At 75.3% G+C, this 18,569-nt stretch carries 17 protein-coding genes and 1 riboswitch; of the genes, 12 read left to right on the top strand and 5 right to left on the bottom strand.

The annotated features are described in order from the left end of the window. Positions 1 to 49: 49 nt before the first annotated feature. From FZ103_RS06755 to FZ103_RS06745, 3 genes are all read right to left on the bottom strand, one after another. Positions 50 to 514, bottom strand: a complete 465-nt coding sequence (locus FZ103_RS06755; RefSeq protein WP_155999688.1) for a nitroreductase/quinone reductase family protein — start codon at positions 512 to 514, stop codon at positions 50 to 52. A 95-nt stretch (positions 515 to 609) separates the two neighbouring features. After that, the gene (locus tag FZ103_RS06750; RefSeq protein ID WP_186355920.1) at positions 610 to 1,800 is read right to left on the bottom strand and encodes an acyl-CoA dehydrogenase family protein; all 1,191 of its coding nucleotides are present in this window, start codon (positions 1,798 to 1,800) and stop codon (positions 610 to 612) included. Between the two features lie 91 nt (positions 1,801 to 1,891). Continuing rightward, entirely contained in the window at positions 1,892 to 3,169 is a 1,278-nt protein-coding gene (locus FZ103_RS06745) for a CoA transferase (RefSeq protein ID WP_343233415.1), read from the bottom strand. A 410-nt stretch (positions 3,170 to 3,579) separates the two neighbouring features. On the opposite strand from FZ103_RS06745, the gene FZ103_RS06740 reads away from it, so the two are divergent. The 3 genes from FZ103_RS06740 to FZ103_RS06730 all read left to right on the top strand — a co-directional run bounded on the left by FZ103_RS06740 (position 3,580) and on the right by FZ103_RS06730 (position 6,428). After that, positions 3,580 to 4,392 (top strand): SAM-dependent methyltransferase, encoded by an 813-nt coding sequence (locus tag FZ103_RS06740; protein ID WP_155999686.1) that lies wholly within the window; start codon positions 3,580 to 3,582, stop codon positions 4,390 to 4,392. Between the two features lie 96 nt (positions 4,393 to 4,488). Beyond that, entirely contained in the window at positions 4,489 to 5,046 is a 558-nt protein-coding gene (locus FZ103_RS06735) for a DinB family protein (protein WP_155999684.1), read from the top strand. A 152-nt stretch (positions 5,047 to 5,198) separates the two neighbouring features. Next, entirely contained in the window at positions 5,199 to 6,428 is a 1,230-nt protein-coding gene (locus tag FZ103_RS06730) for an aromatic acid exporter family protein (RefSeq protein ID WP_155999682.1), read from the top strand. A 90-nt stretch (positions 6,429 to 6,518) separates the two neighbouring features. Here FZ103_RS06730 and FZ103_RS06725 read toward each other — a convergent pair whose 3' ends face one another. Then, a complete protein-coding gene (locus FZ103_RS06725; protein ID WP_186355919.1) occupies positions 6,519 to 7,133 on the bottom strand; it encodes a Uma2 family endonuclease in 615 nt (204 codons plus the stop codon). Between the two features lie 124 nt (positions 7,134 to 7,257). Next, positions 7,258 to 9,693, bottom strand: coding sequence for a primosomal protein N' (locus FZ103_RS06720; RefSeq protein WP_155999678.1), 2,436 nt, complete (start codon positions 9,691 to 9,693; stop codon positions 7,258 to 7,260). Between the two features lie 145 nt (positions 9,694 to 9,838). Between FZ103_RS06720 and fmt the strand changes: the two genes are divergently transcribed. From fmt to FZ103_RS25370, 9 genes are all read left to right on the top strand, one after another. Beyond that, the gene (gene fmt / locus FZ103_RS06715; RefSeq protein ID WP_155999675.1) at positions 9,839 to 10,771 is read left to right on the top strand and encodes a methionyl-tRNA formyltransferase; all 933 of its coding nucleotides are present in this window, start codon (positions 9,839 to 9,841) and stop codon (positions 10,769 to 10,771) included. A gap of 432 nt (positions 10,772 to 11,203) precedes the next feature. Further along, on the top strand, positions 11,204 to 12,694 hold the full coding sequence (locus FZ103_RS06710) for a transcription antitermination factor NusB (RefSeq protein ID WP_186355918.1): 1,491 nt from the start codon (positions 11,204 to 11,206) through the stop codon (positions 12,692 to 12,694). A gap of 97 nt (positions 12,695 to 12,791) precedes the next feature. Next, the gene (rpe, locus tag FZ103_RS06705) at positions 12,792 to 13,457 is read left to right on the top strand and encodes a ribulose-phosphate 3-epimerase (RefSeq protein ID WP_186355917.1); all 666 of its coding nucleotides are present in this window, start codon (positions 12,792 to 12,794) and stop codon (positions 13,455 to 13,457) included. A 298-nt stretch (positions 13,458 to 13,755) separates the two neighbouring features. Beyond that, positions 13,756 to 14,784 (top strand): phosphatase PAP2 family protein, encoded by a 1,029-nt coding sequence (locus tag FZ103_RS06700; protein WP_155999672.1) that lies wholly within the window; start codon positions 13,756 to 13,758, stop codon positions 14,782 to 14,784. Positions 14,785 to 14,821: 37 nt separating this feature from the next. Beyond that, positions 14,822 to 14,952: riboswitch (FMN riboswitch) on the top strand. A gap of 112 nt (positions 14,953 to 15,064) precedes the next feature. Beyond that, complete coding sequence (locus FZ103_RS06695; protein ID WP_186356007.1) at positions 15,065 to 15,679, top strand: riboflavin synthase; 615 nt, start codon at positions 15,065 to 15,067, stop codon at positions 15,677 to 15,679. A gap of 107 nt (positions 15,680 to 15,786) precedes the next feature. Next, the gene (locus FZ103_RS06690) at positions 15,787 to 17,106 is read left to right on the top strand and encodes a bifunctional 3,4-dihydroxy-2-butanone-4-phosphate synthase/GTP cyclohydrolase II (RefSeq protein ID WP_155999667.1); all 1,320 of its coding nucleotides are present in this window, start codon (positions 15,787 to 15,789) and stop codon (positions 17,104 to 17,106) included. Positions 17,107 to 17,181: 75 nt separating this feature from the next. Continuing rightward, positions 17,182 to 17,670 carry a 6,7-dimethyl-8-ribityllumazine synthase gene (gene ribH / locus FZ103_RS06685; RefSeq protein WP_155999664.1) on the top strand — a complete coding sequence of 163 codons (489 nt, stop codon included), beginning with the start codon at positions 17,182 to 17,184 and terminating at the stop codon, positions 17,668 to 17,670. 116 nt (positions 17,671 to 17,786) lie between these two features. Continuing rightward, positions 17,787 to 18,197 (top strand): PH domain-containing protein, encoded by a 411-nt coding sequence (locus FZ103_RS06680; RefSeq protein ID WP_156000039.1) that lies wholly within the window; start codon positions 17,787 to 17,789, stop codon positions 18,195 to 18,197. 58 nt (positions 18,198 to 18,255) lie between these two features. Next, a complete protein-coding gene (locus tag FZ103_RS25370) occupies positions 18,256 to 18,387 on the top strand; it encodes a hypothetical protein (RefSeq protein ID WP_255429802.1) in 132 nt (43 codons plus the stop codon). Positions 18,388 to 18,569 lie beyond the last annotated feature (182 nt).

Genomic DNA, 18,569 nt, shown 5'->3' with positions numbered 1-18,569 from the left:
CCGGATGCCCGGCCGGTGTGCTGCTTTGGTTGTACACCCCCGCGGGCGGCTACAGGCGCACGGTGGTGCTGCGGACGATCTCGAAGACCGGGTGGGTGTCGACCTCCTGCTCGAAGGCGTCGACCGAGGAGTCCGGGGCGGCGGTGAACTGGTCGGCCACCACCGCCGCGCGCGGGTGGTCCAGGTACTGCTTGAGCACCGGGGCCGCGCGCTCGCGGTCTGCCTCCAGGACGCTGATCAGTTCGATCCACCCGCCGTGGCGCAGCGTGCCGAAGCCGTCGCGGCGGAGGTTGCGCACCCACCCGGTCTCGCCGTAGACCCCGACGAGGAACCTGCCGGACTCGTTCTCCACCAGGCTGACGGGCGTGGTGCGCAGGAACCCGGTCCGGCTGCCGCGCGTGGTCAGCAGCCGCATGTCGCCGGGGCTGATGCCGTACCTGATGAAGCCCGCGATGACGGCGTTGGCGGTGCGCCGCAGCCGTGTGCGGGGAAAGCGGCCGACCTGGTCTGGCATCGACGTCTCCCTTGCTCGGTTGCCACCCATTGTGGTGCTTGTGCGCACCGGCCGCACCCCGGAGCGCGCCGGGGGCGCGCTCGGCGGGTGTCCGGCTACCGGAAGGCCGGGATTCCCGTCACCGCCTGCCCGATGCTCAGCGCGTGGATCTCCTCGGTGCCCTCGTAGGTGGCCACCGTCTCCAGGTTCACCATGTGCCGCATGACCGGGTACTCCAGGGTGATGCCGTTGGCGCCGTGCAGCGAGCGTGCGGCGCGGGCCACGCGCTGGGCGGCGGCGACGTTGCCGAACTTGCCCAGGCTGATGTGGTTGCGGTGGCAGGCGCCGGCCTCCTTGAGGCGGCCGATCTGCAGGGCCGTCAGCCCGGCCTGGTTGACGTCGAGCACCATGTCGGCGAGCTTGCGCTGGGTGAGCTGGAAGCCGGCGATGGGGCCGCCGAACTGCTCGCGGGTGGCCGCGTAGTCCAGCGCGGCGCTGTAGCAGGCGCGTGCCGCGCCGGCCGCGCCCCACACGATGCCGAAGCGGGCCTCGTTGAGGCAGGACAGCGGCGAGCCCAGCCCCGAGGAGCCGGGCAGCAGCGCGTCGCCCGGCAGCCGCACGCCCTCCAGCACCAGCTCGGAGGTGATCGAGGCGCGCAGGGAGAGCTTGCGGTGGATCGTGTTGGCGGTGAAGCCGGGGGTGTCGGTGGGCACCAGGAACCCGCGGACCCCCTCGTCGGTGGCGGCCCACACGACGGCGACGTCGGCGACCGACCCGTTGGTGATCCACATCTTGGTGCCGTCCAGCACCCAGTCCGAGCCGTCGCGCCGGGCGCGGGTGCGCATCGACCCGGGGTCGCTGCCGGAGTCGGGCTCGGTCAGGCCGAAGCAGCCGATCGCCTCGCCCGCGGCCATCCGCGGCAGCCAGGCGGCCTTCTGCTCCTCGGAGCCGAACCGGTGGATGGCGAACATGGCCAGCGACCCCTGCACCGAAACGAAGCTGCGCAGCCCGGAGTCCACCGCCTCCAACTCGCGGCAGGCCAGGCCGTAGGAGACCGCACCGGCCCCGGCGCACCCGTAGCCCTGCAGGTGCATGCCCAGCACGCCCAGCCCGCCGAACGCCCGGGCCAGCCCGCGCGGGTCGGGCAGCGTGCCGGCCTCGAACCACTCGGCGACGTGGGGGCGCAGCTCGCGGTCGGCGAATGCGCGGACCGTGTCGCGGATGTCGGCCTCCTCCGCCGACAGCGTCGAGTCGACCGCGAGGAAGTCCTGCGGATCGGGAGCCTGGGGCCGGTGCTGGTCGCTCACTGCTGGGTTCCTCCTCGGGGTTCGCCGGCGGTCCTGCGGCGGGCCGGTCGGCGCGGTGCCGCGCCGACCGGTGCGGATGCTGCGGTGGATGTCAGTCGGCGGGCGGCGCGTGCGCGGGGGCGGCGCCGCCGCCCTGCCCGGCCTGGTGCACCGCGCCGCGCGCGATCAGCCGGGCCACGCGGTCGGCGGGCACGCCTGACTCCTCCAGCACGCGCGCCGAGTGCTCGCCCAGCAGCGGGGGAGGGGCGGTGGTGCCCGCGCCCCGCGCCGCGGAGTCCAGCCGGAAGCCGGCGCGCACCAGCTCCAGTTCGCCGGCGGCGGGATGCCGGGTGCTCAGCAGCACGTCGTCGCCGGCCGCGTCGGCACTGCGCAGCGCGTCGAGGACACCGCGCACCCGCCCCACCGGTACGCCGGCCTCCAGCAGCAGCTCCAGCCACTCCTCGGCCGGGCGCCGGCGCAGCTCCGCGGAGATCTGGGCGACGAGTTCGGCACGGTGCGCGACCCGGTCGGGGTTGGTGGCGAACCGCGGGTCGGCGGCGAGGTCGCCGCGGCCGAGGACCTCGCACAGCCGCCGGTAGAGCGCGTCGTTGCCGGCGGCGACGACGATGTCGGAGTCGGCGGTGGGAAACGCCTGATACGGCACGATCGATCCGTGGGCGTTGCCCACGCGCGGGGGTTCCGCGCCGGTGAGCAGCGCCTGCTGGGTGACGTTGGCCAGTCCCGACAGCGCCGAATTGACCAGGGAGACGCTGATGTGCTCACCGCGGCCGGCCGCGCGCGCCCGCACCAGCGCGCCCAGGATCGACACCGCGGCGTTGAGGCCGGTGAGCACGTCGGTGATGGCCACCCCGGCCTTGGTGGGCGGCCCGTCCGCGTCGCCGGTGGCGGCCATGAACCCGCTCTCGGCCTGGACGATGAGGTCGAAGCCGGGGCGCTCGGCCGGTTCGTGCTCGGGGCCGAATCCGCTGATCGAGCAGTAGACGACGGCGGGGTTGCGCGCGCTCACGGCGGCGTGGCCCAGGCCCAGCCGGTCGGCGACGCCGGGGCGGAAGTTCTGTACGACGACGTCGGCGCTCGCGCAGATGTCCTGCACCGCCTCCAGGCCCTCGGGATCCTTGAGGTCCACGGCCAGGCTGCGCTTGTTGCGGTTGACCGCGAGGAAGTAGCCGGCTTCGCCGCCCGCCCACGGCGGCCCCCAGGCGCGGGTGTCGTCACCGCGCTCGGGGTGCTCGATCTTGACCACGTCGGCGCCCATGTCGGCCAGCAGCATGGTCGCGTACGGTCCGGCCAGCACGCGGGACAGGTCGGCCACGCGGACCCCCTCCAGGGGGCGTCCCGGCGTGCCGCCGCCGTGCGCCGCCTCGGTCACGTCCGCTCCCTTCGAATCCCGGGTCCTCCCGCCGGGCAGGCGAACGCCCCCGGATCGTGCTGGGGGACCGCGGCAGCCGGGACCAGCGGGATCCGGCGCCCTCGGCGGGAGGTCAGGCGCCTCACAGTATCCACGACCGGCGCAGCCGCCTGTTAATCGGGGTCGCACCGGCGGGGGAGGGGCTGCGGCAGGGGTGCGGAGCCCGGGCGGATGGCAAGGGGAGCATCGGGAGAAGGAGCGGTGAAGTTTTCCGCGGGTGAATGATCTGGCTCACAACCGGTAACATCGGGCGCTAACGAAGGTGCGGCGGCCGACCGGCCACCGCCCCGGAGCCGCGGGCCGTGTCCACCACGCTCCCGTAGCGGCGCCGGGCGACCGCGGCACCGGCCGACGGCTCGGGGAGCGCGACCGTGACTGACCACCGGCGAGCGGTGCACATCGACGACGACCAGCCTGTGGCCGAGGTCCCCGATCAGCGCGTCGTGCACATCGGCGGGCGCCGGGGACGCGTGCCCGCCGCGCCCGGCCGCGCGCGCGGCGCGGCCGCCGGCGCTCCGGGCGAGGCGGGAGAAGGCGGCGGTTCCGCCGCCGCCCGCCCGCGCGCGGACGTGCCGGCGCAGGCGGGCGGCCCCCTGATCGAGGCCCGGCGCGGGTTCCTGCGCCGGGCCGTCGGCTATCTGGCCGCCGACGCCGGGGTGCGCCGGTTCGTCGACCTGGGCTCGCGCCTGCCGGTCGGCGAGGGCATCGGCCGGGCCGCGCGCGAGTACGCCCACGGCGCCCGCGTCGTCTACGTCGACGCCGAGTCCAGCGCCGCCCTGCGCGGCGGCCGCGCGGGCGAGGGCGAGTCGGCCGCGGCCGTGGTCGCCGTGGACCGCATGGATCCGGCGACGCTGCTCGGCGCCCTCGCCGGAAGCGGGCTGGTCGACCTCGCCGAGCCCGTGGGGGTGCTGATCACCGACACCACGGCGCTGCGCCGCGACGGCGTCCCCGTCTGCGACCTGGTCCGCGCGCTGCACGCGCGGATGGGCCCCGGCGGGCACGTCGCCATCGCCCAGGCGGTCTCCCACGCGGGGGATCCGCACCGCCGCGAGGTCGCGGCCGCGGTGTTCGAGCCGTTCACGCTGATCGAGCCCGGTCTCGCCGACATGGCGTGGTGGCCCTATCCCGACGAGGAGGTCAGCGCGGAGCCGACGGGCGTCCTCGCCGGTGTCGGCCGCCGCTGAAGGATGCCGGCGGCCGACAGCGGGGGCGTCCGAGAGAACGGGCGCGGGGCGGGTCCGGACGAAGGGCAGGCGAGCGGCACGGCAGCGGGAGGGGCCATGGCGGCGCCGGAGTGGGGCGCGGAGATCCTCGGCCAACTGGAGCAGCACTGGACCGAGGCGATGCGGCCCCGGCTGCAGGGACTGGACGACGACGAGTACTTCTGGGAGCCGGTCGAGGGCTGCTGGTCGGTGCGTCCGCGCCCGGACGGCTCCTTCGCCGCCGACTTCGCATGGCCCGAGCCCGACCCGCCGCCGGTGACCACGATCGCCTGGCGGCTGAGCCACATCATCGTGGGCGTGCTGGAGACGCGCATCGACCACCACTTCGGCGACCGGACCCTGTCGAGGGAGAACGCCCTGCTGCCCGGGAGCGCGGAGGCCGCCCTCGACCGGCTGGAGCGGGCCTACCACCGCTGGTGCGCACATCTGCGCAGGCTCGGCGACGCCGAGTTCGCCGCGCCGGTGGGCGCCGCAGAACCCCCGCAGTGGTCGCATCTGCCCTTCGCCGCCCTGGCGCTGCACGTCAACCGCGAGATCATCCATCACCACGCCGAGGTCGCCCTGCTGCGCGACCTCTACCGGTCGCACCCGGCGCACCGGGACGACGCGGTCTGACCGCCTGTAACGCGCGGGCGGGTCGGCGGGCAAGGGCGACACGCGGCGGGGCGATCGCGTGAGGCACCGCACGCGTGAGCGCTCGGGTCGGGGGTAGCCGTGCCGAGGTCCGATCCCCACCCCACCCGACCCCGCCTTCCCTGGGGAGCCCCATGTCCGAAACGGCCGAACCGCAGGCCGGCCCATCCGAGAGCCACGCCCCCACCACTCGTTTGGCCCGCGCCGCCGCCGCGCTGCGGCGCGCCCGCAGCCACGCCGGGCCGGAACGCGACACGCTGCTGCTGGTCGGCAAGAGCGCGATCGCGGCCACCGCCGCCTGGGGGACCGCGGCGCCGCTGCTGCACGCCCAGTCGCCGGCGTTCGCGCCGTTCGCGGCGATTCTGATCATCCAGGCCACCGTCCGCGACTCGGTCGTGTCCTCCCTGCGCTTCGTCGCCGCGGCGGTCCTGGGCGTGTCCCTGCAGGGCATGCTGGGGTTCTTCTTCGAGCCCAACCTGCTCACCTTCTTCACGGTGGCGGTGGCGGCGCTGCTGCTGGGCCAGTGGCGCCCGCTGCGCCGGCAGGGCAGCCTGGTGACGACCTCGGCGTTCTTCGCCTACTCCGTCTTCATCACCAGCGGCGAGACCGTCGACCGCATCGCGGTGCTGGCCGAGCTGATCGGACTGGTGCTGCTGGGTTGCGCCATCGGGCTGATCGTCAACGTGCTGCTGCTGCCGCCCATGCGCTACCGCGGCGCGCAGTACGGGCTGTCCAGCGTCGCCGGGTCGCTGCGGGAACTGCTGGGGGACATGGCGGCGTCGATGCGCGACGGCTCCCTGAGCGGTTCGGAGGGCGACGACTGGGCCTACCGGGCGCGGCGGATCGAGTCGCTGGGCAGCCAGGCCCTGGACGCGGTCGGCGGCGCGCAGGAGAGCATGCGCTGGAATCCGCGCCGGCTGCTGGACCGCACTCGGCCCTACCTGGACGTCTACGGTCGGCTCATCGGAGAGGTCTCCAGCGCGGGCGGGCGCCTGCGGTCGGTCACCGACATTCTGCGGCGGGTCACCGACACCTCCAACCCGGCGCAGGTGGCGTTCCTGCAGCGCTACGGCGAGTTCCTGGACCACGTCCGCGCCGCGGTCGGCCTGCTCGCCGACGTCGAACCCGGGCGGCTCGACGACGTGGGCGAGGAGTTCGCCGACAGCGTCGTGCGCGCCCGCGAGCTCCACGACGAGATGACGCGGATCAAGAGCCACGGCGATAGCGGCACCGGGGGCGGCGACGATCTCGGCGACGTCCGCGTCCACGGCGGCCTGCTGGTGGAGGCCGAGCGGATGCTGCTGGAACTGGAGGCGGCGAGCGACACACTGGCCGGGACCCCGGAGCCGGCAAGACCGGAGTGAGGGTGCGGGCGGCCGCGGCGCGCGCCCGGTGCGCCGCGCCCGCCTTCACATGCGGACGCACCCGAATCGTTCGGTGCGGTCTAAGAGCCGTCAGGAGTCGTCGGTCGTCTCGCTGCCGTCGATGTGGTCGACCCAGTCGTCGCTGTCAGCCAGCAGCCAGTAGGGGACCAGACTCACGGGAAAGGGATGTTCCGTCTTGAAGATCTGCCGCCCGAAAGTCTGCGACTCCTCTCGGTACTGACCGTCTTCCAGGCGGAGCTCCAGTAGCCCGGGTTCCTCTGCGTCGGGGTTGATGATCCAGTAGGACTCGACCCCGAACTTGGCGTACTCGTTGCGCTTGGTGTGGTGATCGCGGAACACGCTCGACTTCGAAACGATCTCCACAGCCAGCAGGGGTGCGCGTGTGAGGTACGGGGTTTCGCGCGCGGTCCGCGGAATCACCGTGAGATCGGGGATCCGGTGATGGGTGCGGTCGGCGTTGAAGTTGATTCCGACTCCGCCTACCACGATGAAGCCCTTCGGGGCCTGCTTGGTGAGGGCGAAGTTCAATCGATCGATGATGAGGTTGTGCAGGAAGGTCGGCGCCGGCGACACGTCAAGCCGCCCTTCGACCAGCTCGTACCGCCTGCCGTCGTCCGGCATGCGCTCCAGGTCCTCGACGGTCAAAGGGCGCGGATCCGTCTCGCCGATGCTCATGACAACCATGATGCCTCCTCGCTTTCATGAGGACCAGTATTCGGATCCGTGTTCGGTTACGGGCGAGTACGCTGCGATTCTCCCGAGCCGCCCTCCGACAATTGGCCCGGAATGCCGCAAGGCGACCTGTGGCCTACACCACTTCCAGCGGATCCATCCGGATCTGGGCCAGATGCTCGTCCTTGCGGGCGCTGCGGGCCGAGGCCGCGGACTTCAGGGCGGCGGCCAGGGCCGGGGTGTCGGTGCGCGGGACGCGCAGCAGGGCGCGCTCGGCCGGGGGGTCGCCGGCGTCCCCGCCCGTGCCGCCCCCCACCGGCACGGGACCCAGCAGCTCGGCCGATGCGGGCAGCGCGACCTGGTCGAGCAGTTCGCGCACGTGGGCCGGGTCGCCGGTGACCGACGCCATCGTCACCGCCGGTGGGAATCCCAGCTCGCGCCGCTCGGCGAGCTCGCGCTCGGCGAAGCCGCCCGGGTCCCAGCGGACCAGGGCCTGCGTCGCCGGGATCTGCGTGTCGGCGACGACCACCACGCGGCCGCCCTCGGCCGCCGGGCGGACCAGGGCCGCCGCGTTGCACCAGCGCCGCAGCGCCTCCTCGGAGGCGCGCAGATCGGCGCGCCCCAGCAGCGCCCACCCGTCCAGCAGCACCGCCGCGGCGTAGCCGCCCCGGGCCGCGGGCTCGGCACCGGGCGTGGCCACCACCAGCGCGGGCCGCTCGCCGACCTCGGTCAGCACCTCCTCCCGGCCGGAGGTGCGCACGGTCAGAGCGGGGAACGCCCGCCCCAGCTCCTCGGCGGTGCGGCGCGCGCCGACCACGCCCGCGCGCAGCCCGGCCCCACCGCACGACGCGCAGCTCCACTCGCCCGCGATCCGGCCGCACCAGCGGCAGTAGGGCATCGCGTGCGCCCCGCGCACCGCCAGCGGCCCCTGGCAGGACCCGCACCGCGCCGGGGTCCGGCAGGACGCGCAGGCCAGCGAGGCCAGGTAGCCGCGGCGGGGCACCTGGATGAGCACCGGCCCGCTGTGGGCGGCCTCGCGGGCGACGCGCAGTGCGAGGCTGGGGATCCGGGCGGTGCGGGCGGCCTCGTCGCGGGCGAGTTCGCTGTCGTCGCCCGAGGCCTGCACGCGCGGGGCCCGTGCGCGCACCGTCGCCCGGTCGGCCGCCAGCGGGTGCGCCCAGCCGGACTCGATGAGCTGGGCGGTCTCGCTGGTGCACGTGAAGCCGCCGATCAGCGCCGCCGCGCCCGCCCGGTGCGCGCGCAGGGACAGCACCGTGCGCGCGTGCGGGTAGGGCGCGTGCGGGTCGGCGTGCACGTCGTCGCCGTCGTCCCAGAGGACCGCCAGGCCGAGATCGGCGACCGGCGCGAAGGCGGCCGCCCGCGTGCCCACGACGACGCGGACGCGGCCCCGCAGCACCGCCAGCCACCGGCGGTAGCGCTCGGCCGGGCCGAGACCGGCCGTCAGCGCGACGTGGCGGCCCTCGCCCAGCCGCCGGGACAGGGCGGCGTCGACGGCGCCGACGTCGCGGCCGTCGGGCACGACGACGACCGCCCCCCGGCCGGCGGCGTCGGCGGTGGCGGCCGCGACGGCGATCGCGTCGGCCCAGTCGGGGCCCGGCAGCGCCGTCCACACGGCCCGCGGCGCCGATCCCGCGTACAGGGCGGCCAGGAAGGAGCGCCCGGCCGGATAGTCCGCCCACGGACCGGGCTCGGGAGCGGCGTCCACGCCTGATGCGGCGGACGGGGCAGGGGCGGTTGCGGTGGAGGGCCGCGGCCCTTCGGGCGGCGGGGTCCCCTCGGAGTCCGCCGTGCCGGCGGGGGACCCGGCAGCGGGCGGCGCGGTCGGCTCGCAGGGACGCGAGACCTCCGCTTCGGCGGCGGATCGGGCACCGCGGGACCGCCCCGGCTCCCGACCGGCGCCGGGGTCGGCGGCCGGCTCGGCCGCGCGCTGCTCCGGCGCTTCGTGCTCTCCGCCGTCGGAGCCCGGAGCCGCGCCGTGTGCGCCGCCGGGTTCCGGCCAAGCCGGGTCCTCCTTCTCGACGCGGGCGTGGCGTGGCGGCACCGCCAGCCGCAGCACGTCGCTGAGCGTGCCCGCGTAGCGGTCGGCGACCGCGCGGGCGAGCCCGCTGATCTCGGGGGTGAGGACCGGTTCGGGGGAGACCACCTGGTGCAGATAGGCCAGCCGGCCCTGGAAGTCCGAATCGGCGCGGCGCTCGATCAAAAACCCGGCGAGCAGCTGCCCGTTGAACCGCACCCGTACCCGGCAGCCGGGCACGGCGGCGGCGTCCATGGTCTCGGGCACCCGGTAGTCGAAGAGGCGGTCGAGGTGGGGGAGCGGAGTGTCGACGGCGACGCGCGCGACGGGCAGGTGCTCGGCGGGGCGCTGCTGCTTGGGCCGCTTGGCGCCCGCGGCGCTCGCGGCGGCCTTGCCGCGGCTGCGCCGGCCGCCCGGTGCCCGGCCCGGTTCCGCCGCCTCCGCGCCCTGTCCCGCCGAGCCCGCCGCCCGCTCGGATGCCGCGCCCGGCGGCACGTCGAACAGCAGCCCCTCGTCGGGATCGGGTGGCCCAGTCATCGTCACTCAGGTTTACCAGAACCCGCCGACACCCCCGCCGCGCTGCGCCGATGCGGCGCGACCGGCGAGCACCGCCCGCGCCGGCGGGCGGACTGGTAGACAAGAGGCCAGGTCGAAACGAGATCGGTGAGAAAGAGCGGTCCGGATGAAACTCGTCTTCGCAGGAACCCCCGAAGCAGCGGTGCCCTCGCTCACGACGCTGCTGGGATCCCGCCACGAGGTGGCGGCGGTGGCGACCCGGCCCGACGCGCGCTCAGGGCGCGGCCGGCGGCTGTCGCCGAGCCCCGTCGCCCAGGCGGCCGAAGAGGCCGGCGTGGAGGTGCTCAAGCCGGAGAAGGCCAGTGACCCGGATTTCCTGGACCGGCTGCGGGCCATCGCACCCGACTGCTGCCCCGTTGTGGCCTACGGCGCGCTGCTGCGCCAGGAGGCGCTGGACATCCCCGAGCACGGCTGGGTCAACCTGCACTTCTCGCTGCTGCCGCAGTGGCGCGGCGCGGCGCCGGTGCAGCACGCGGTGCTGCACGGCGACGACCTCACCGGCGCGGCGACCTTCCGCATCGAACCCGACCTCGACTCCGGCCCCGTCTTCGGCACGGTGGTCGAGCGGATCGGCCCGCGCGACACCAGCGGCGACCTGCTCGCACGCCTCGCCGAGTCGGGGGCGGACCTGCTGCTGCGCACCCTGGACGGCATCGAGTCCGGCGAACTCCAGCCGCGCCCGCAGGGCGACGACGGGGTCACCTACGCGCCGAAGCTCACCGCCGCCGACGCCGAGGTCGACTTCACCGCGCCCGCCATGCGGGTCGACCGCCTCATCCGGGCCTGCACCCCGGCGCCCGGCGCCTGGACGACCTTCCGCGGCGAGCGCCTGAAGCTCGGCCCCGTGCGCCCGGTCACCGACGCCGACGCCCTGCCGCCCGGCCGCCTGGGTGTCGCCAAGGACCGCGTGTTCGCCGGCACCGCCACCCATCCCGTGGAGCTGGGCGAGGTCCAGCCCCAGGGCAAGCGCCCCATGCCCGCGGTCGACTGGGCGCGGGGCGTGCGCCCCACCGACGAGGACGTGCTCAGCGCCACCTGATCCGCCCGCCCGCGATCCGCGCGCGGGTTTTCCACGGGTGTGCAGGGCCTTGCTGTCTCGCTCGTCGGTCCGGACGGCGCCGCACCCCTTCGGCCCGCACTGTGCTTTCCGCTGGCCTGCGGGGTGCTTCGACGCGCCGTCTTCCCTCCTCGCTCGGTCGCTCGTGCTTTTCCGCGGGTGTGCGGGGCCTCGCTCGTCAGTCCAGACGCACCGCCCCTCCCGCCCGCTCGTTCGGGGGCCGCGTCCCCCCGGCCCCGCGCCTGCGGTCGCGCCGAATCCCGGCGATACGCGGCATCGGGTACGCAGAGTGAGTATCCTCGGAACCCGGTCCGAACGAGATTCGAGTCGCGAATCCGGCGCCTGCCCGTGTCCAGGGGCCGAGCGCGCGGACCCCGTGCAGATCCCCCGGTGACGCTGAAGGCGGAGTTCCCTGTGAGTGACCGTTCCAGTTCGCCCTCCCCTTCCCCCCGCAGGAACCGGGGGAAGGGCGGCAAGAACACGCCGCCCGCCCCCAAGGACCCCGCCCGCCGGACCGCCTACGACGTGCTGCGGGCCGTGCAGGACCGCGACGCCTACGCCAACCTCCTGCTGCCCTCGATGCTGCGCGAACGCGGCCTGCAGGGGCGCGACGCGGCACTCGCCACCGAGCTGACCTACGGCGCCCTGCGCCGCCAGGGCACCTACGACGCGATCTTGGACGCCTGCATCGACCGCTCGCTGCAGTCGGTGGACAGCGAGGTGCTGCCGGTGCTGCGGCTGGGCGCCCACCAGCTCCTCTCCACCGCCATCCCGCCCCACGCCGCCGTAAGCGCGACCGTCGACCTGGCCCGCCGGGTGGTCGGCCACCACCGCAGTCGGTTCGCCAACGCCGTCCTGCGCAAGGTGGGCCGCCGCAGCATGCGGGACTGGACGGCGGTCGTGGCCCCCGACCGCGCCGCCGACCCCGTCGGCCATCTCAGCGTGGTCCACAGCCACCCGCGCTGGATCGTCGAGGCCCTGGCCGCGGCTCTGGGCGAAGACCCCGGCGCCCCCGGCGCCCCCGGCGGCGCCGACACCGACGCGGCCGAGGCCGCGCCCCTCGCCGAGACCGAGCAGCTGCTGGCCGCCCACAACGAGCGGCCGCGGGTGACGCTGGTGGCCAAGCCCGGGCGGGCCGCGGTGGCCGACCTCGTCGCCGGCGGAGCCACGGCCGCGCAGTACTCGCCCTACGGCGCCTACCTGTCCGAAGGCGACCCCGCGCTGCTGCGCGAGGTCCGCCAGCGGCGCGCCGCCGTCCAGGACGAGGCCAGCCAGCTCGTCGCCCTGGCGCTGACCCGGGTCGGTGTCGAGGGCCCCGACGCCCGCTGGCTGGACGCCTGCGCGGGGCCCGGCGGCAAGGCCGCCCTGCTGGGCGGGCTCGCCGGCAAGCGGGACGCCCGCCTGCTGGCGGCCGAGGTGCAGGCGGCCCGCGCCGGCCTGGTCGCCGGTGCCGTGGAGCGCTCGGTGCGCGACGCCGCCCGCACGGTGGTGGCCGACTCCACGCGCCCCGCCTGGCGTGCGGGCTCCTTCGACCGGGTGCTCGTCGACGCCCCCTGCACCGGTCTGGGTGCGCTGCGCCGCCGCCCCGAGGCGCGCTGGCGGCGAACCCCCGAGACCGCCGAAGGGCTCGCGCCGCTGCAGCGCGACCTGCTGCGCAGCGCGCTGGACTCCGCGCGCTCGGGCGGTGCGGTGGCGTATGTGACCTGCTCGCCGCATCTGGCCGAGACCCGCGGCATCGTCGAGGCGGTGCTGGCCGAGCGCTCCGACGCCGAGCCGCTGCGCGCCGCCGACTACCTCGACGAGGTCCCCGGTATCGCGGCCGGCCCGCGCGGGGAGTACGTGCAGTTCTGGCCGCACCGGCACGGCACCGACGCCATGTTCCTCGCGCTGCTGCGCAAGCGCTGACCCGCCGCGCCGGCCCCGCCCGCGGCCGCGGCGCTCGCCGGCGGGGCCCGGCGCGGGGGCCGCCGGGCGGCGGCGATGCGCTAATAGACTCGGCGGCGTGGCAATCCAAATCTCACCCAGCATCCTCTCCGCCGACTTCGCCCGCCTGGCCGACGAGGCCGCGGCGGTGTCCGGCGCGGCCGACTGGCTGCACGTCGACGTGATGGACAACCACTTCGTGCCCAACCTGACCCTGGGCCTACCGGTCGTGGAGTCGCTGCTCAAGGCGGTGACCGTGCCGATGGACTGCCACCTGATGATCGAGGACCCCGACCGCTGGGCGCCCGCCTACGCCGAAGCCGGGGCCGGCAGCGTCACCGTGCACGCCGAGGCGGCGCGCTCCCCGGTGCGGACCCTGCGCGAGATCCGCGGGCAGGGGGCGCGGGCCGGGCTGGCGCTGAACCCCGGCACCGCTCTGGAGTCCTACGCCGACCTGGTGCCCGAGGTCGACATGCTGCTGCTGATGACCGTCGAACCGGGGTTCGGCGGGCAGCGGTTCCTCGACATCGTGCTGCCCAAGATCCGCCGCGCCCGTGAACTGATCGCGGCCACCGGGGGATCGATCTGGCTGCAGGTGGACGGCGGTATCACCGACGAGACCGTCGAGCGGGCCGCCGAGGCCGGCGCCGACGTCTTCGTCGCCGGTTCCTCGGTGTACAAGGCCGAGGATCCGGCGGCGGCGGTCCAGGCCCTGCGCGCCCAGGCGGAGAAGGCCGCCGGTTAGGTCGTGTTCGACAACGGCGGGGGCCGCCCGCCGGTCAGCCCACCGCCACCCCAGCAAAAGACGCTGCGCATCACAGCCCCATCGCCGCAACCCTTGTGGTGTCCGGCTTCTCGAACAGGACGCAGCCCGTCCCCGGCACCCGGCGCGGCCGGCCCGCGGCGGTGTCCGCCCCGTGCTCGAGTTGGGGAAACGCCGGGCGGACGTCTACGATCACCCTTCGACCCGAGGTCTGGAATTCGGTGGCGGAACGCACCGGTAAGGCGCGCTCCAGACTCTGAGTTCTCCACGCGAGGTGTGCATGGACGCGGTGTGGGACGCCGAGGCGGGCGTCGTCGAGTGGTTCCAGAGCTGGGGCGGGTGGCTGCAAGCTCCCATGGAGGCCGTCAGCCTCCTCGGCTCCCAGGCGACGGTTCCGGTGCTGGTGGCGCTCGTCTTCTGGAGTCTGCATGCGGGCCTGGGCGCCCGGCTCTTCGTCGTGGTGACCGGCGCCGGCCTGGTCAACGACCTGTTCAAGGTCCTCCTGCACACCCCGCGCCCCTCCTGGTACGTCCACTCGGTGCGCCCGCTGGCCACCCCGACGACCTTCGGTGCCCCCTCCGCCCACGCGACCACCTCCCTGGCGCTGTGGGGCTACGCGGCCATGCTGGCCCGCAGGCGCTGGGTGTGGGGCACGGTCGCCGCGATCGTGGCGGCGGTCGCCGTGAGCCGGATCTACCTGGGCGCGCACTTCGTCACCGACATCCTGGCAGGCTGGGCAGTGGGCGCCGTGGTGCTGTGGGCGGCCCTGCGCCACGAGGACGCGGTGCTGGCCCGCTGGCGCCGCCTCGGCCTGCCCGCGCAGGCCGGCGCCGCGCTGGCGCTGTCGCTGGCCGTGCTGCTGTTCGCCGCCGGCTGGCAGGCGCTCTTTCACGCCGACTGGAGCCCGCCCGAGGAGTGGACCGGGTCGGTGCCGCCCGGGCTCGCCGGAGCGTCGCTGGAGTACACGGCCGGCCTGGCGGGCGCCTTCTTCGGCGGCGTGGCCGGACTGTCGGCGCTGCGGGCCCGCGGCTGGTACAGCGCCGCGGGATCGGCGGTCTCGCGCGCGGCGCGCTATGTGATCGGCCTCTCCGGCACCGTGCTGATCCTCGCGGCGGTGAACGTGGCCGTCCCCGAGGCCTCCGGTGCGGCGGGCGTGCTGCGCGAGTACCTGCTCACCGCGGTGCTGGGCGTCTGGAGCGCGCTGGGCGCCCCGGAGCTGTTCCTGCGGATGGGGCTGGCCGAGCGCCCCGAAGGCGCCGCCGGCACCGAGGACGCGCCGCTGGGCGGACCCGGTGCGGGGCGGGAATGAGCGGGCATGGCAGACTGTTGCCAGATACGTTGACACAACGCGTGCTCCGGGGTCGGTGAAAGTCCGAACCGGCGGTGACAGTCCGCGACCCGGCCGAGGCCATCGGCCGGTTGAACCGGTGGAATTCCGGTACCGACGGTGAAAGTCCGGATGGGAGGCAGTACGCGTGGGATCGACCGCAGTGCGGGCTTGGGGCCCGTACCCGCCGGCGGTCCCGAGGCGGACCTGACCGCCTGCACGCCATCCCCGGAGCCTGAGCCGGGTGAGGGGATGGACCAGAGTGTTCACCGGAATCGTCGAAGAGCTCGGTGAGGTCACCGGGATCGAGCAGGCGGGGGACTTCGCGGGCGACGCGGTGCGGCTGACCGTACGCGGCCCGGTCGTCACCGCCGACGCCGCGCACGGCGACTCCATCGCCGTCAACGGAGTGTGCCTGACCGTCACCGCCGCCTCCGGCGAGACCTTCAGCGCCGATGTGATGAAGGAGACGCTGGACCGCTCCAGCCTCGGCGCCCTCACCGCGGGATCGCGGGTGAACCTGGAGCGCGCCGCCAAGGTCTCCGACCGCCTGGGCGGCCACATCGTCCAGGGCCACGTCGACGCCAAGGCCGAGGTCGTCGAGCGCACCAGCGGCTCCCGGTGGGAGACGGTGCGCTTCTCGCTGCCGGCCGGCCTGGCGCGCTACGTCGTCGAGAAGGGCTCTATCACCGTCGACGGCGTGAGCCTGACCGTCGCCTCGGTCGGCGCCGACAGCTTCACCGTCGGCCTCATCCCCACCACGCTCGACCTCACCACGCTGGGCGCAAAAGGCATCGGCGCCCCGGTGAACCTGGAGGCCGACGTCATCGCCAAGTACGTCGAGAGCCTGATGACCCACGTCCAGGCGGGCGCCTGATGGCCGGGCCCGCCGGCGCCGGGCGCCCGCCGAGCGCAGCGCCCCGGCCGGCAGCCCCCGCAGCCGCCACACGCACCCCCGGCCACGGCCAAGGAGTTTCCGCAGCGATGACCAGCATCACCACCGAGCAGCCCGCCCCCGCCGAGGGGCTCCCCGCCCCGGAGGCCGCGGCCGGCGCACCGCTCCTCGACGACATCGCCGGCGCCGTCGCCGACATCGCCGCCGGACGGCCGGTGATCGTGGTCGACGACGAGGACCGCGAGAACGAGGGCGACATCGTCTTCGCCGCCGAGGCGGCCACCCCCGAACTGCTCGCCTTCACCGTCCGCCACACCTCGGGACTGGTGTGCGTGCCCATGCTCGGCGAGGACCTGGACCGCCTCGAGCTGCCGCTGATGACCGCCCGCAACCAGGACGGCCTGGGCACCGCCTACACCGTCACCGTCGACGCCCGCACGGGTGTCACCACCGGGATCTCCGCCGCCGACCGGGCCCGCACGATCAGCCTGCTGGCCGCGGCCGGCACCGAGCCCGGCGACCTCTCCCGGCCCGGCCATGTGCTGCCGCTGCGCTACCGTCCGGGCGGGGTGCTCGCCCGCCGCGGCCACACCGAGGCCTCGGTCGACCTGGCCCGGCTGGCGGGCATGCGGCCCGCCGCTGTCATCGCCGAGGTCGTCGACGACGACGGGTCCATGGCCCGCCTGCCGCGGCTGCGGGAGTTCGCCGACGAGCACGGGCTGCGCCTGGTCTCCATCGACCAGCTGGTCCACCACATCCGTTCCGCGAGCGCCCCGGCCGGGCCGCCCGCCTCCGCCGCCCCGCCGGTCCGGCGCGTGGTGGAGACTCGCATCCCCAACAGCCACGGCGAATGGCGCGCGGTGGGCTACCGCGGCGCCGCCGACGGCGCCGAGCACGTCGCCCTGGTCTACGGCGACCCCGCCGAGGGCCCCGACCCGCTGGTGCGCCTGCACTCCGAGTGCCTGACCGGCGACGCGTTCGGCTCCCACCGCTGCGACTGCGGCACGCAGCTGGAGGCCGCCATGGCGGCCATCGCCGCCGAGGGGCGCGGCATCATCGTCTACCTGCGCGGCCACGAGGGACGCGGCATCGGCCTGCTGCACAAGCTGCGGGCCTACCGGCTGCAGGACTCCGGCGCCGACACCGTGGACGCCAACCTGGAGCTGGGGCTGCCCGCCGACGCCCGCGACTTCGGCGCCGGCGCGGCCGTCCTCGCCGACCTGGGCATGCACTCGGTGCGGCTGCTCAGCAACAACCCCGGAAAGTCCGAGAGCCTGCGCGCGCACGGCATCACCGTCACCGAGCGCATCCCCATGCCCAGCGCCGTGACCCCCCACAACCTGCGCTACCTGCAGACCAAGCGCGACAGGATGGGCCACGACCTGCCGGGGATCGTCGCCGCCAACTGACCGGGCGGGCCGGCCGGCCCGCGCCCCGGGCCGGCCGGCGGCCGCCGCAGCAGCCCAGCCGAGAAGGAAGCACCGATGAGCGGAACAGGACGCCCCGAGGAGCACGCGGTCGACGCCGCCGGCCTGCGCGTGGGCATCGTCGCCACCCGCTGGAACGCCGACGTCGTCGAGCCCATGCTCGCCCGCGCCCGCGAGGCGCTGGCGCACTGGGGCGCCGAGGAGCCCGACGTCGTCCGCGTGGCCGGGGCGATCGAGATCCCCGTCGTGGCCCAGCAGTTCGCCCGCACCCACGACGCGGTCGTCGCGCTGGGCGCGGTGATCCGCGGCGGAACCCCCCACTTCGACTACGTCTGCCAGTCGCTGACCCAGGGCCTGACCGAGGTGGCGCTGGCCGAGTCCACCCCCGTCGCCAACGGGGTGCTCACCTGTGATACCCATGAGCAGGCCCGCGAGCGCGCCGGTCTGCCCGGCAGCCGCGAGGACAAGGGGTGGGAGGCCGCCACGGCGGCCGCCGACACCGCCGCCGTCCTGCGCGGCCTGCGCGCCGCCGCCGACCGGGTTTAGCGCCGGTGCCGGCGGAGCGGACGGAGCCGACGGAGCAAGGAGAAGCACACACCGTGGACGAGGACGCGGCACGAGAGCAGCTCCCCCCACTGCCGGTGACGTGGCGGCCGCGGAACATGCGCATCGTCGGCTACGGCCTGGCCGCGCTCATCGTGGCGACGATGGTGGTACTGGCCGTGGTGCTGCCGCCGGACTGGCGGCTGTCGGACCGCCTGGGCCTGGTCGGCCTCGGCGCGGTGGGCGCGGGCGTGCTGCACCTGCTGGCCCGGCCCCGCCTGGTGGCGGCCGAGGACCGCGTGACCGTGGTCAACTGCATCCGCACCCACGTGCTGGAGTGGCCCGAGATCATCGACGCCCGCATGCCGGTGGGCGAGCCCTGGCCCACCATCGACCTCGCCGACGGCTCGACCCTGGCGGTCCTGGGCATCCAGAGCAACGACGGCGACCACGCCCGCACGGCGCTGGCGGACTTCCGGCGCCTGCTGCACACCCGCGGCGAGGCCGAGGAGCCCGGCCGCCCCGGGTGACGCCGCTTGCGCCGGGGGCGGGCTGGACACGGGCGGGCAGCGGTGCTTGCCTGGGTGTATGGGCACCGACACCCGCAGGCACGCGGGTCGCCGCCCGCGGCCGCGCAACACGCGCGCCAAGGCGCTGCTGTGGACCGCCGTCGCCGGGATCGCGGCCGCCGACGGCCTGCTGGACCGGCTCGCGATCTGAAGCCGATCGCCGGCCCCCGCCGACCGCCGGAGCGAACCGGCCTTCCGGCGGCCGGGCGGACACGCGCGGTCGCAACCCCCACCGACCGATCCGCCGTCGGCCGCCGCGTTCCGCCGGCCCTTGCCGCCGCGGCGGCTCCCCCCATACCCTGCCGAGCGCATAGCCTGGGCCCAGGAGGAGGG

The sequence above is a fragment of the Streptomonospora sp. PA3 genome (assembly GCF_009728995.1).
Taxonomy (GTDB): Bacteria; Actinomycetota; Actinomycetes; order Streptosporangiales; family Streptosporangiaceae; genus Streptomonospora.
This window is presented reverse-complemented; position numbering and strand designations above follow the sequence as displayed.

Bases quoted from the DNA above. Each gene is read 5' to 3' on its own strand.
- FZ103_RS06720 (WP_155999678.1), bottom strand. From the start codon at position 9,693: ATGACTGGGCCACCCGATCCCGACGAGGGGCTGCTGTTCGACGTGCCG.
- FZ103_RS06730 (WP_155999682.1), top strand. From the start codon at position 5,199: ATGTCCGAAACGGCCGAACCGCAGGCCGGCCCATCCGAGAGCCACGCC.
- FZ103_RS06680 (WP_156000039.1), top strand. From the start codon at position 17,787: ATGCGCATCGTCGGCTACGGCCTGGCCGCGCTCATCGTGGCGACGATG.
- ribH (WP_155999664.1), top strand. From the start codon at position 17,182: ATGAGCGGAACAGGACGCCCCGAGGAGCACGCGGTCGACGCCGCCGGC.
- FZ103_RS06735 (WP_155999684.1), top strand. From the start codon at position 4,489: ATGGCGGCGCCGGAGTGGGGCGCGGAGATCCTCGGCCAACTGGAGCAG.
- fmt (WP_155999675.1), top strand. From the start codon at position 9,839: ATGAAACTCGTCTTCGCAGGAACCCCCGAAGCAGCGGTGCCCTCGCTC.
- FZ103_RS06690 (WP_155999667.1), top strand. From the start codon at position 15,787: ATGACCAGCATCACCACCGAGCAGCCCGCCCCCGCCGAGGGGCTCCCC.
- FZ103_RS25370 (WP_255429802.1), top strand. From the start codon at position 18,256: ATGGGCACCGACACCCGCAGGCACGCGGGTCGCCGCCCGCGGCCGCGC.
- FZ103_RS06700 (WP_155999672.1), top strand. From the start codon at position 13,756: ATGGACGCGGTGTGGGACGCCGAGGCGGGCGTCGTCGAGTGGTTCCAG.
- FZ103_RS06725 (WP_186355919.1), bottom strand. From the start codon at position 7,133: ATGGTTGTCATGAGCATCGGCGAGACGGATCCGCGCCCTTTGACCGTC.
- FZ103_RS06755 (WP_155999688.1), bottom strand. From the start codon at position 514: ATGCCAGACCAGGTCGGCCGCTTTCCCCGCACACGGCTGCGGCGCACC.